Below are 13,012 nucleotides of genomic sequence, written 5' to 3' on the forward strand. Positions count from 1 at the left end.
ACGGAATCACCATGGAAATTACAAATCACGCTGTGATGCCCGGCGAAACTCTGGGTCAGATTGCTACGCGCTACAACACTACTGTGGCGCAACTTCGTCAGATGAACCCCTTCATCACCAACCCGGATAACGTCAAAGTCGGATGGAACCTGAGCGTTCCGAAAAGCGCACTAACGCCTGCTGCGCCTGCCGCTCAGACACCTGCCGCGGCTCAACCGCCTGCGCAAACTACCCCGGAAGCCGCAACTCAGTGCTCTGCGGAGGATCTGGTTGAACTGGAGCCTGTCAAAGATACCCCTGATCAGAGCTCAAAGACTTTCAAACCGCACGCGCCTCCCTGCTCGAAAAAGTTTGCAAGTGCGATTTATGCCACCGAAGAGCAAGAATTTTGGCTGCTCCCTGAGCGCGCCGTGTCGTCCATCAAAGAATCGATGTTCGCATTGGAGAAGATGATCGCGCCGAACAAGCCTCGTGATGAACGCCTGAACGGACTTCAGGAGTCAGGCTTGCTTGAGTCTTTCCTTGAGCCAAAGTTGAGCAACTTTCTCACGGGTCCGCAGCGTACGCGCATGGAGGAGCTTGAAGCGTTAGGGGATGAAATCGACATTGACCCTGCTACGGCTAAGCAAAGACAGTATGAAGCTGGTCTGAAAAGCGCGGCGCCTGCTCCGTCCTCCCTTTTACAGGAGGACACTGCTCGATCCCGTATGGATCAAATGACAGCCGATAATGACGCTCGCGAGAGCGTTCGCCAGCAGTTTGTCGATTTCCACAACCGTCGGGCTGAGTTCAAGGCGCTTAAAAAAGACGCAATAGCGGCTGCAAAACTGCAAGGCTATACCTACGAAAGTGGGTCGTTGTATTCCAAGGAAGCCATCGAAGCCCGCGCCCGTGTTCAGGCGTACCTTGAGGCACGCACCAAATTTCTGAACAGCAAAGACTTCAAGCCTGTATCGGCTGAGGAGGTTGCCAAGGCTTTAGCCGAGCAGAAAAAAAGTTATGACAGTCTGTGCAGCGGAATGAATGATTGTACAGCCGACCTTGTTGGGTACGCTTACACGCTACACAAAAACGCCGATGCGCTTGATTACCATGCATACACAGAATCCATAATGAAAGCGTCAGATTATGGAATCGCGCTTCCTGAATTCGCCCTGATAAACGACGGACTCGCATCAGGCATCGAGCAATTCAAACTGTATCTTGATACAGAAAAAAAACAGTCGGAAGTTACCGCACGGCTTCAGGATAAATACAAACGCTGGATCGAAGCGACTGGCCAGAATGCGCAGGCACCCGCAGGCTTGGTGGATGCGGAGCGTGCAGAATGGGATCGTCTGCAACAAATCAAGGATGACCTCCAGAGAACTGCCCAGAACAATGTCAATGCAGCGAAACCTGGCCGCTATTTGATTTGGGAACCGGAAGCGTTCCAGCCCAAGCCAGTAGATCGTATGGTTAAACCGGGCTTTCCTCTGCGCGAAGTCAGTCTTTCGGACGCCAAGGGCACTCCCTTGGGCTGGTTCAGTATGTCGAACCTGAAAGATGCAAAAAAAATAATGGCAGAGGACTTCAAAAAAGTCCCCGGCTCTGTAACCAAGGCATTTAAGAGCCCCCCCGCAAATGCCACGGAAGGGTCTGATAAAAACAGTGAATTCAGTTCGTTCCGCCAATGGCTGTTGGCTCAGGGCGCGGTAAAATTCAGCGATCAAGTCGGCGACTGCTTCGATAAAAAAGGCTGGTTTATCGCTAAGGATTTCTACGCCTATATCAAAAAACAGGGCTATGAAGTCAAGGATCTGGAGGATGATGCCGCGCTAACCAATTGGGGCGAGCATCTCCAGCAACTTGTTTTCAAAAACAGTGTTCGCGGCAAGGTCAGGCTTTTCGACAATAGTCCGCAAGCACAATTCGTCCGCTGCCTGACACCTCCTCAACCAAACATTCACGGGGATGTCAAACTCGAAGGTCCGAAAATTTCCGCTGCCGAAGGCTGGCAGGTTTCGGCGGCAGTGGGGCTAAGTCTGGACTTGGCCCGAGGCGAAGTGCAGCTGATGAAGGTGGACATGCCCTCCCAGGCAAGCGCACCAGAAATCACACTCGACTATTTGCTGGACGGTAACCCCCAAAAAATGAATTTTGGGCGATTCTCCTTCCACTTTGGCGTGAAGGCGTGGGGCTATGCTGGAGCGTCCCTGCTGCTTGCCGGCAGCGTCGAGCTGAGCCCTATCTTCGGTAACGTCAAGTACGGTGCCTCACTGAGCCCGGTCAAACGCGCCCAGCGTGAAGATGCCTCAGCCAAACAGGAACGCGCCGATCACGCAGCCGCCAAGCAAGCAAAAGCCGACAGCGGCGGCGATAGTTCTACTCCAGATCTCGTCCATCAATCAAAAGCCCCCACCGCTACGGGCACCCTGAGCACAGGTCAAATGTCGAATGGTCGCCTCGCCAATGTTCAAATCGAAAATGGCGCGAAGGCAAGCTTCAACGTCTTCGGCGGTTTGCAAGCCGCTATTGAGCTCACTGGAGCACTAAACTGGGCGCCGCCAAAAGAACTCGTCGCCTTACGCACGGCCCCATCAATGGGAATGGGCAGCGCAAAAGATGCAAAAAGCGCTAACCCTTGGCTGACACTCGCGAAATTGAGCGGCTCCGTCGGAGTCGCATTAGGCGCAGGATTCCAAGGGAACGCTCAGATCTCCCTGGATAAAGGCCGGTTCATTCTTAACTTAAAGGCAGCGGTAGTGCTTGGACCGGGTGCTAGTGGTAGTTTCAAATTTGAAGTCGGTTATGAGGCGGTGGTTGATCTAATTAACTTGTATCGCAAAGAGCTGCATAAAACCAAAGGCCGTAAAGTTGAGTGGATGGATCCTGAAGCGAGTGAATATGCTTCAGCACTTAACGCTTTGGGCGCTGCTGGATTGAATGTAGCAATGGCGTACATGATGCGTTGGGATGTTGTGATGGGTCTTTATGAGGCTTTGACTCGTAGCGGTAAAGGGGGTCCTATAGCTGACGCGATTGTGGAATACGGCAACCAGAATGAACTAGAGGATTGGTTTGTAAACGCAATCCCTAGCGCACTAGGCCCTCTGCTTAGGACGCTAATCAGTCCCCCTGAACTCTTCTCTATCAACAGTGAAGGTGCTAAACGGACATATTCACAATCGGAAGCTCATGCACTCCAGCAGAAGGCGATTGAACAGATTCTAGGTTGGATCGTAAAAAACGCGCAAAAAAACAACACTATTGACAAAGCACAAAGCCAATTTGAATTGGCGTGTATGTCGATGAATGAGTTCGGTATCAAATCTACCGACTCTGAACAGGATTACTGTAAGAATAGATTTGCTCTAGATAGCTTTATGGCAGAAGGCGCTCAGAATTTGCTGGACAAACAAAGCAACAGCGCGCGGAGCCGCTACAAAAACCATGTAAAATTGCTTGGCGCAAACCTTTCAGATTATTGCCAAAAAAACTTTATCCCCCTCCCAAATTACTCCAGCAGCGGCGCAACGCCGCTTTTAAACAATTACTAATGGTACAGCAAAAAAAATGACTATCCTCCAGGCATTTCGCGCCCTGCTTATCCTGACCTTCATTTGCTCTCCGACTTGGGCTGCGGAAACGCACGCCTCCATCTTGCAAAATCAGGGAGGCACAAAACAAACCTCTGGAATCGTCCTTTACAACCAACTAAAAATCGACCATGCCATTCCGCAATTAAAAAAGGAAGCCGAAGCCGGAGATATAGAATCACAATATTACTTAGGTGAAGCTCTTCGAAAGCGAAATCGATATATGACGCCCGAAGCGCACTTCTGGTATGAAACAGCCGCTAACAATGGATCCATATACGCAATGATTCAATTAGGTCGTCAAAATGATGATCTTTGTAAAAAAATGGATAATTGCCCCGCCAGCAAGAGATCGAGCTCCAAATGGTTGGATCAAGCAAAACATCAAGCTATGAAGGACGCAGGGACAGGCAACCCTGAGTCCCTATACTTAATGTATGAAATAACTTTTGATCGTACTTGGTTAGAAAAATCTGCAGACGCAGGTTATGCGCTCGCTCAATATTGGATGGCCGTCGGTGATCGACAAGGTGAGGGGTTTTTTCTTGTACCTGGAAAACGTGATGAGGCCATTAGTAAATGGTTGAAAGCTGCCTCTGAAGGAGGCAATCCCAAAGCAATGATGGACTACATTGAGATTCTCTATAAAAAGGGCGATCTTGAGGGTGTCCGCCATTGGCTTCAGGCAGCAGCTGAAACGGGGGACCAGAAAGCCATTAGCAGTTATGGCTCTTTTATCGCACACGCGCCTGACCAAGTGGGCTACCCACTGGACCTAGTTAAAGGTTATGCACTGATTAGCCTGCTGAAAGAGCTGGATGGTGGGGGCGCTATTCAAGACTTTGTACACGACACACTTGAAGAAATTGCAAGCAAAATGACAGTTGAACAAATAGAAAGCTCGAGAGCCGTCGCTGAACAATGGAAAACCACTCACCCACCGCTGTCTTTCTTCCCCGACAAGCTGAGTAATTGAGTATATTTTTAGGTGGTCCGCACCCGAGATTTCATCCCGATGAATTATCGCCCTTGCCCTTGATGAACGACTCCACATGATTAGGCAAAGATTTCAATGAAACTGCTGGCAACTGCGTTAACATTTTTAAGCCTAGTATCAGCCCAGTCAAACGCGCTTACAAACGAACAATCTCAGGCGAAGATCAAGGGCATTGAACTATACAATCAATACAAAGCCATCTCCGCAATTGAACCATTACAAATAGCAGCCGACGGCGGTGACGATGAAGCACTTTATTATCTCGGTGAAGCGCTAAGAAAAAACAACCGTCACATGACTCCGGAGGCTAAAAAAGCATACGAAAGCTCCGCAAAAAAGGGGAACATCTACGCCATGATTCGCCTTGGAAGGATTGGAGAAGATTTGTGTACGACCATGAAAAACTGTCCTCCAGGTGAAGATTCTGCCAGCAGCTGGGTGATTAAAGCTAAAAGCCTTGCCGTTGAACGAGCAAAGCAGGGAGATAGCGAATCGATGTACTTGTTATATGAAATGACGGGCAACGATGAATGGTTGGAGAAATCCGCAGAGAACGGATTCGCATTTGCTCAGTTCCGTCTGGCGACGAAGTACCAAGAAGGGAATGGCTCATTTTTACTACCCTCAAGGCGCAAACAAGCTATCGAACGATGGATGAAGGCGTCCGCTGAAAATGGTTATCCACTCGCAATGATGGGGTTAGCCGCAATCATGATAGAAAAAAATGATCTAGCCTCGTTCAGATTCTGGAACGAGAAAGCCGCCGACTCAAGCTATGTAGAAGGTGTATTTGGATATGCATCCTACATAGGTGAAGAAAACTCCAAGTACGGTTTCGCATTCGACCCAATTAAGTCCTTTGCTCTACTTTCAAATCTGCTGGAGCTTAATGGCGGAGGTAACGTAACACGAGATGTCAATGACACATTACCTGACATAGAAAAAAACCTGTCAAAAGAGCAATTAAAAAAAGCAAAAGAACTCGCAAAAACGTGGAAGGCCACTCACCCACCGCTCTCGTTTTTTCCAGATAAGTTAGGGTACTGAAATTTAGCAGTACAGCCTTATCATTAATTTTTTTTGAGCACGTCAAAGCCCGTACCCTAATGATTCATATCGCAAACGACAAATGCCCGAGACAAGGGAAAAGCAACCGTAAATAACTCAGCTCATGTTCACATCGGTTAACTCAGCCTTAACGCCACAGTCAGAGACTCCATATCACCGCACACCCTCAGCTCTCCCCCGCTGACGCCCAGTGCGGCAGGCTCGCCCGGCTTCGTGCCGGGCGCCTATCCGTTAGGCTGGAGTCCTCTCATGAACATTCGTCCCTTCCTGCTCACTGCCACCCTCGCCTGCAGCTCATACGCCGCACTGGCCCAAGCCAACGTCACCTCCGCCACATCGAATCAAACACCCTACCAATACGGCATGCCTCTCCACGTGGCAAAGGTGCTTTCGCTAACCGAGCCGCCGACCTCGGAATGCAAAGTCATCACCGCCGACATGAAATACATCGACAACACCGGCAAGCCGCACAAATCAGTTACAGGAAATTATCTGACGCTTGCAGTCAACAGAACTGACAGACGCTTCTGATTTTCCGGTTGGCCATAGGCTTGGGGTGGCTTCGGCGGTTATGCTCGGGGCCTTCCCTACTGCCGCAAGGATTGGCCATGCAGTTGTCGTTCCGCACGTTGTCGAGCTTCACTTCAATCCTGTGTTTTCTGCTGGCGCTGGTCTGGGGATTTTTTCCGGAGGTGTTGCTGGCGATCTGGAGCATTGGCTATTCGGAAGGCACTGGCGTAGTCGCAAGGCGCAGCGCGGTGCTGTTTGCGGCGTTGGGGGTGATGTTTTATTTGCTGCGCAATGCTCCGCCGTCAGTGGCACGCAGTGCACTGAGCAATGGTTTTATCGTCGGCTGTTTCGGTTTGGCGGCGTTGGGTTTTGGCGAATGGCTCAATGGCCATGCCGGCCCCGGAATTTTGCTCGCGGTGCTGGTCGAGTTCGCGCTGGGCCTTGGCTTTGTGCAGGCCCGGCGCGTGACGGTCGAACTGGGTGAAACGGTGGGTTAAACAGCTCGAGAACGAGCGCTGGTTTGATGGGTCGTGGTTTGTTGCGCGAGGTCGGAGCGCAGGCCAGCGACCAGGTTGTTGATTTCACGGCAGCTGTTCAGGCGGCTGGCGTCGATTCCACTGACGTAGAGATCGGCTTGGTCGGTTCGATGGTCGCCAAATACTTTGACGGACATCGACAAGTCGGGTGACAGCGTGCACTGGCAGCGTTTCGGCAAGAAGCTGCTTTCAATGATGTTGCGTAATTCCAAGGCAGATAAAAACATGGCGAACCCTCTCCTTTCTGTGCGATTGCCAATCAAGTATTCACGCTGACCCTCTGCTGCGCCTTCACGGGTGTGCCCCCGCTGTTTCCCTGGTGCGGCAAGTGGTGGTACTGCGAAATGCCCATTGGAGTGTAGGCGCCCAAATCCTGTGCGCCTCACCAAAAGAACGCATAAAACGTGCCTTTGATCGGTTCGTTTTGCTCCCTTCAAAATCAAGCACTTGGAAATGTGGCCAGTATCCTGCTATTTGCAAATTGCATGAATCGACCACCCGTCCCCTGCAATCTGCAATCTCCGGGCAAATTTGCTTTCGAAGACTATGACGGCAAGAATGTCTCCCATTGCAATTCAACCCGCACGGAGGCCTCCATGAATTCCTTAAGCGTTTGCGCGATCACCGGCCTGTTGATCGCCAACCTTTCCACTCTAGCCCACGCCGCCAAGCTCGAAGACATCGCGCCGTATCCCAAAGCCGAAGCCGGGTTTACCCGACAAGTCATCCATCTGCCCAAGCAAGAGCAGGAAGAGAATTTCCAGGTTGAAATTCTCGCCGGCAAAACCCTCGAAGTGGATTGCAATCGCCAGCGTCTGGGCGGTGTGCTCGATGAAAAGAATCTGCAAGGCTGGGGCTATCCGTTCTATCGCCTGGAAAAGGTCATCGGCCCGATGAGCACGATGATGGCCTGCCCGCCTGGCAGCAAGAAAAAGCGCGCGTTCGTTCCGGTCGTCGGTGATGGCTTCATGTTGCGCTACAACAGCAAGCTGCCAGTCGTGGTGTACGCGCCTTCGGACGTCGAAGTGCGCTATCGCATCTGGTCGGCGTCGGACAAAGTCGGCACCGCCCTGCAGGAATAACCGGAGCCCAGCCCTTGATTACTTGCCACGTCAGATATGTGATCGATCCTTACCAGTTACCCGCTTTCGAAGCCTATGCCAAAGCGTGGCTCGACATCGTTGAGCGCTTGGGCGGCACCCACCACGGCTACTTCCTCCCCTCGGAGGGCGCGAGCAACATTGCTTATTGCCTGTTCAGTTTCCCATCGCTGGCCGATTACGAAAGCTATCGACATATTGCAATGACAGACCCGGAAAGCACCGCACTGGTTGCCGATCTGGTCGAGAAGAAATTCATCGTCAGTTACGAGCGCACGTTTCTGCGCCCGCTGCTGCCCTGATCGACATCACGCCGGCACGCCGCAAGCAGCGGCGCGTTCGGCGACATGGCGCAGGCTGTCGAAGTTGATGTTGGCCCCGGAGTCGATGGCGACGAATGTCTGATCGCGAACCCCACTGCGCGCCACGTACTGCTTGATCCCCGCAACAGCCAGCGCACCCGAAGGTTCAGTGATCGAACGGGTATCGTCGTAGATATTCTTGATCGCGGCGCAGAGTTCGTCATTGCTGACCGTGATCACTTCATCTACGCAGAAGCGGCAAACCTCAAAGCCATACGCGCCAATCTGCGCAACCGCTACGCCGTCGGCGAAGGTGCCGACGCTAGGTAGAACCACCCGCTCGTCCGCATTTAAAGCCGCTTGCAGGCACGCCGAATGTTCGGATTCGACGCCGATGATCCGCACTTCCGGGCGCAGGTATTTGACGTAGGCCGCGATACCGGCGATCAAACCTCCGCCCCCGACCGGGATGAAGATGGCGTCCAGCGCGCCTTGATGCTGGCGCAGGATTTCCATTGCCACGGTGCCTTGTCCGGCGATCACGTCAGGATCATCGAACGGTGAAACAAACGTGCATCCGGTCTGTTCGGCCAAGTGCAACGCATGGGCCAGAGCAAAGGGGAAACTATCACCGTGCAGCAATGCGTCGGCACCGCGACTGCGCACGCCGAGCACCTTGAGCTCAGGGGTGGTAGACGGCATGACGATCGTCGCGGCAATGCCCAATTCCCGTGCCGCCAGCGCTACACCCTGCGCGTGATTACCCGCCGATGCCGTGATCACTCCCCGCGCTCGCTGCTCATCGCTCAGTTGCACGAGTTTGTTGTAAGCACCACGGATCTTGAAAGAGAACGTCGGTTGCAGATCTTCGCGCTTGAGCAGGACCCGATTGCCCAATGCTTCCGACAACGCTGGCGCAAGCTGCAACGGCGTACGCACCGCAATGTCGTACACCGGCGCGGCCAGGATCTTTTTCACGTAATGCTCAAGCAGGGCTTGCTGGTCGGGGGTGTGCGGCATGGTCGTCTCCTGACATTTTTCAGAACCCCGGAGACAGAAAGTAAAAACCCGCCTCTAGGGCGGGTTGGGTGCTGCAGCCGTGAGCTAGCCCGCCAAATGAGGAATGGCGGTAATAATGCTTGGCTGGCAGCGCGATACGGTGAAAGTCATGGGCTGGAAATTAGCCTGCCAGCGGATGACAAGTCAATGGCCCGCTGTAGAACTTTGAATCTTCCGCAGAACTGAACAGTCACTGCAAAGGAGAACAACAACTTCTGCTCCAAGCCGATGAAAGTGGAGATCGACCATGAATATCCGCCAAATGCTGTTCGCCGTCCCGCTGCTGGTCGCCGTCCTGTCCAGCCCTGCTGCTTTCGCCGTCGATGAAAGCGACGCCGTGAAAAAGCCCGAATGTCCGAAAGGCCAGGTGTGGGACAGTAAAACCCAGCAATGTGTGTTGCAGACCAGCGGCACAACGCAGCCCTGAAATTCGTCATACGGTTCAGGCCGTGGCCGGCAACCACAGCCTGAATCGCGCCCCACCCAGCGGCGAACTCTCAACGGTAAGTGTGCCGCCCTGCGCTTCCAGCGCTCGGCGGCTTATCGCCAAACCGAGGCCGAACCCACCCGTCGCGCGATCACGGCTGCGGTCGAGCCTGTAGAACGGTTCGAAAATCCGCTCGCGCTCATCGTCGGGAATGCCGATACCATCATCGTCGACCCATATCTCACACCCTCCGGCAATGACCTGCACACCGATCTGAATGCGCTTTTCGCAATAGCGCATGGCATTGCGCAACAGGTTCTGGATGGCCCGGGCGGTCAGGCGCGGATCCAGCGCGAAGCGTTCGAGCTGACCGTGCAGCAGAACGTCAATCACGATGTCTGGCGACTCCAGCTCCTCATCGACGCTGCCGAGAATGCTGTCGATGAATTCGTCCAGCGACACCTCGATGCGCTCAGGCGACTGCGCCGGATTCTGCAAACGGCTGTAGGAAAGCAACTCCAGCACCAATTCATCCAGCTCACGAATATGCGCAACCAGGCTCTGCAAACGCTCGCGGCTGGCAGCCGGCAAGTCTTCTGACAACGCTAGCGCCAGGCCGAAATCCAGACGCGTCAACGGCGTACGTAGCTCATGGGAAACAGCGTTAAGCAGATCACGTTGCTGGTTGAGAAGGTTTTCGATATCGCCGGCCATGGTGTCGAACACGTTGGCGAGGCTGCCGATGTTCGAACTAGGGGCGATTCTGGTTCGCTCGCTCAAATGCCCCTTGCCGAAGCGTTCGGCGGTGCCTTTCAGACGTTCAAGATCGCGCCAGTGCGGGCGCAACCAGAGCAGCAGGCAGCCGAGCAACATGGCGCCGATCAGCACGTTGATGCTCCAGTACAACAGATCGACGTCGACCGGATCCGGCGGTACGACCATGCGCACGGCCATGTCCGCATTCAGCGGAGTCACCGCCAGCGTTCGCCAGCCCCAATCGCCGATGCGCACCACGTTCTCACCACGGTGCAACCGTTCCTGCTCGATGGGCGTGAACACCGGGTCGTCGATTGGCGTCAGGACGATGTGCAGCGGCTGGAACTCCTTGTCCATCGCCGCCGCAATCGCCGGCCATTGCTCTTGCGGCGCAGCATGAAACTGCTTGGTGATCAGCGATTGCAGACCTCGGGAAAATTCCAGGTTGTAGGTGACGAAGCGATCCCGAAAGGCCATGACCACCAGATCCGGCACCAAATAGATCGCCGCACTATAGGAGACGATCGTCACCAGATACAGGCGAAACAGAATGCGAAACATCAGCTCAGCATTCCCATTCGGAGCGGCTGAACAGATAGCCCTTGCCCCACACGGTCTTGATCTTGCGCGCCTCGCCGGCGTGATCATCGAATTTGCGCCGCAGCTTGGAAATCGCCACGTCCACCGAGCGGTCAGTGCCATTGAATTCAATACCGCGCAGCCGCTGAAGAATCTGATCGCGACTCAGCACTTCGCCAGCGTGCCGGGCCAGCACCACCAGCAAATTGTATTCGCCGCTGGACAGTTCAACCGCTTGATCACGCCAGGTCACGGTGCGCTCGGACAGATCGATGCACAGATTGCCCATGACGATCCGATCGTTGACCGCCAGCGGTTCGCCGAGGCTGCTGCGCCGCAACAACGTGCGCACTCGCGCCAGCAGCACTCGTGGCTCGCAGGGTTTGGTGACGTAGTCGTCAGCGCCCATTTCCAGGCCCAGTACCTGATCATGACTGTCATCGCGGGCCGTGAGCATGAGGATCGGCAGTGTCGCCGAATCGGCACGCAGCAAACGGCACACCTGCAAGCCGTCGAGGCCCGGCAGCATGAGGTCGAGGATCACCAGATCCGGCGGACTGATCCGCGCCCGCTCGCGCACATGGTCGCCACGGCCGATGACGCTGACGGAATAACCGTTGCGCTCCAGGTAGCTGGAAATCAGTTCGGCGAGGGCGGTGTCGTCTTCGACCAGGAGAATGTTGGGCATGGGGTGTTCCAGAGAATGCTGTGGCGACAGTCGGGACTCATTCGCTCGCACATTGAAATGCGATCTCCTGTGGGAGCGAGCCTGCTCGCGAAAGCGATCGAACTGTCGCAATAAATTTCAAGGCCTGCAGGATATACGCCCTCGCGCACCACCGAGCAAAACCCTTACACAATTTCACACAGCAGCTACAAAGCTTCACCGCTAACCTCCCCGTCTGGCCGTAGGATGCGGCCTTCAATATTGGGGGTTGTACATGTCTGGAAAACTGCTGGCCGGGCTCGGCCTGATCGCATTGGCGCTGACGCTGAGCGCCTGTGACTCATCCTCGAACGCCGAAGAGCAGACGCCGCCGGCTACGGTGCGCATCGAGACCATCAAAACCCAGCCATTGTCGATCAGCAGCGAACTGAGCGGCCGCATCGCCGCGCCACGGATTGCCGAAGTGCGTGCGCGAGTGGCCGGCGTAGTGTTGCAACGCACCTACCGCGAAGGCAGTGACGTGAAAAAAGGCGATGTGCTGTTCCGCATCGACCCGGCACCCTTCAAGGCGGATCTGGACAGTGCCGAAGCCGCGCTGCGCAAAGCCGAGGCCAACGCCTTTCAGGCCAGATTGCAAGAACAACGCTATGCGCAGTTGATCGAGGATCAGGCCATCAGCGGTCAGGACTACGACAACGCCCGCGCCGCTGCCCGGCAGACCGCCGCTGATGTCGCGGCCAGCAAAGCAGCGCTGGAACGGGCAAAACTGAACCTCGGTTATGCCACCGTGACCGCGCCGATTTCCGGCCGTATCGGTCGCGCCTTGGTCACCGAGGGTGCGCTGGTCGGGCAGAACGAAACCACGCCGCTTGCGTTGATTCAGCAACTCAACCCGATCCATGCCGACCTCACCCAGTCGACCCGCGAGCTCAATGAACTGCGCCGGGCATTGCGCTCCGGGCAGTTGCAGGAAGTCGGTCAGGATCAAGCGAAGGCCACGCTGATTCAGGATGACGGTAGCGTGTATCCGTTGCCCGGCAAGCTGCTGTTCAGCGACATCACGGTCGATCCCGGCACCGGGCAGATCATTGTGCGCAGCGAGTTTCCCAATCCGGATCTCGACTTGCTGCCGGGCAGCTTCATCCGCGTACGCCTTGAGCAGGCAACCATCCAGAACGGCATCACCGTACCGCAACGCGCGGTGCAGCGTGACAGTGCCGGCATTGCCCAGGTGCTGACTGTCGATGAACAGATGCGCGTGGCGCAGCAACCGGTGCAACTGGGTGCGGTGCAGAACAATCGCTGGATCGTCACCGGCGGCCTGAAGCCCGGCGACCGTGTTGTCATCGAAGGCCTGCAACACGCCCGTCCCGGGGAAAAGGTGCAGATCGACGAAACCCCACTTCCACTTGCCCAGACCACTGGTCAGTAAG

At 54.7% G+C, this 13,012-nt stretch carries 11 protein-coding genes and 2 pseudogenes; 9 read left to right on the forward strand and 4 right to left on the reverse strand.

What is annotated here, in order from left to right; all coding sequences use genetic code 11:
* Positions 1-11 precede the first annotated feature (11 nt).
* From AB9L16_RS13835 to AB9L16_RS13855, 5 genes and pseudogenes are all read left to right on the forward strand, one after another.
* Positions 12-3,539 (forward strand): LysM domain-containing protein, encoded by a 3,528-nt coding sequence (locus AB9L16_RS13835; protein WP_375122248.1) that lies wholly within the window; start codon positions 12-14, stop codon positions 3,537-3,539.
* A 16-nt stretch (positions 3,540-3,555) separates the two neighbouring features.
* A complete protein-coding gene (locus AB9L16_RS13840) occupies positions 3,556-4,554 on the forward strand; it encodes a tetratricopeptide repeat protein (protein WP_375122249.1) in 999 nt (332 codons plus the stop codon).
* Positions 4,555-4,650: 96 nt separating this feature from the next.
* The gene (locus tag AB9L16_RS13845) at positions 4,651-5,622 is read left to right on the forward strand and encodes a tetratricopeptide repeat protein (RefSeq protein ID WP_165368421.1); all 972 of its coding nucleotides are present in this window, start codon (positions 4,651-4,653) and stop codon (positions 5,620-5,622) included.
* 270 nt (positions 5,623-5,892) lie between these two features.
* A pseudogene (locus AB9L16_RS13850) lies at positions 5,893-6,161 on the forward strand (DUF2790 domain-containing protein).
* Between the two features lie 90 nt (positions 6,162-6,251).
* On the forward strand, positions 6,252-6,650 hold the full coding sequence (locus AB9L16_RS13855; protein ID WP_129999415.1) for a hypothetical protein: 399 nt from the start codon (positions 6,252-6,254) through the stop codon (positions 6,648-6,650).
* On the opposite strand, the gene AB9L16_RS13860 is transcribed toward AB9L16_RS13855, so the two are convergent.
* Positions 6,647-6,916, reverse strand: coding sequence for a DUF1652 domain-containing protein (locus AB9L16_RS13860; RefSeq protein WP_016774885.1), 270 nt, complete (start codon positions 6,914-6,916; stop codon positions 6,647-6,649). The genes AB9L16_RS13855 and AB9L16_RS13860 overlap by 4 nt on opposite strands.
* Positions 6,917-7,285: 369 nt before the next feature.
* Here AB9L16_RS13860 and eco point away from each other — a divergent pair, with 369 nt between their 5' ends.
* Both eco and AB9L16_RS13870 read left to right on the forward strand, forming a co-directional pair.
* A complete protein-coding gene (gene eco, locus AB9L16_RS13865) occupies positions 7,286-7,771 on the forward strand; it encodes a serine protease inhibitor ecotin (RefSeq protein WP_252882121.1) in 486 nt (161 codons plus the stop codon).
* 14 nt (positions 7,772-7,785) lie between these two features.
* The gene (locus AB9L16_RS13870; RefSeq protein WP_056789713.1) at positions 7,786-8,091 is read left to right on the forward strand and encodes an NIPSNAP family protein; all 306 of its coding nucleotides are present in this window, start codon (positions 7,786-7,788) and stop codon (positions 8,089-8,091) included.
* A gap of 30 nt (positions 8,092-8,121) precedes the next feature.
* Here the strand turns inward: AB9L16_RS13870 and ilvA are convergent.
* Positions 8,122-9,111: pseudogene (ilvA, locus tag AB9L16_RS13875) on the reverse strand (threonine ammonia-lyase, biosynthetic); the annotation flags it as partial.
* 286 nt (positions 9,112-9,397) lie between these two features.
* Here ilvA and AB9L16_RS13880 point away from each other — a divergent pair.
* Positions 9,398-9,577, forward strand: coding sequence for a hypothetical protein (locus AB9L16_RS13880; RefSeq protein ID WP_375122250.1), 180 nt, complete (start codon positions 9,398-9,400; stop codon positions 9,575-9,577).
* A 15-nt stretch (positions 9,578-9,592) separates the two neighbouring features.
* Here AB9L16_RS13880 and AB9L16_RS13885 read toward each other — a convergent pair whose 3' ends face one another.
* Positions 9,593-10,894 carry an ATP-binding protein gene (locus AB9L16_RS13885; RefSeq protein WP_258706768.1) on the reverse strand — a complete coding sequence of 434 codons (1,302 nt, stop codon included), beginning with the start codon at positions 10,892-10,894 and terminating at the stop codon, positions 9,593-9,595.
* Positions 10,895-10,898: 4 nt separating this feature from the next.
* Positions 10,899-11,600, reverse strand: a complete 702-nt coding sequence (locus tag AB9L16_RS13890; protein WP_016774890.1) for a response regulator transcription factor — start codon at positions 11,598-11,600, stop codon at positions 10,899-10,901.
* 253 nt (positions 11,601-11,853) lie between these two features.
* Here AB9L16_RS13890 and AB9L16_RS13895 point away from each other — a divergent pair, with 253 nt between their 5' ends.
* A complete protein-coding gene (locus AB9L16_RS13895) occupies positions 11,854-13,011 on the forward strand; it encodes an efflux RND transporter periplasmic adaptor subunit (protein ID WP_252867688.1) in 1,158 nt (385 codons plus the stop codon).
* The last annotated feature ends 1 nt before the right edge of the window (position 13,012 follow it).

Origin of the sequence: Pseudomonas sp. LW8, from assembly GCF_041956865.1 — a bacterium.
Classification (GTDB): Bacteria; Pseudomonadota; Gammaproteobacteria; order Pseudomonadales; family Pseudomonadaceae; genus Aquipseudomonas; species Aquipseudomonas siliginis.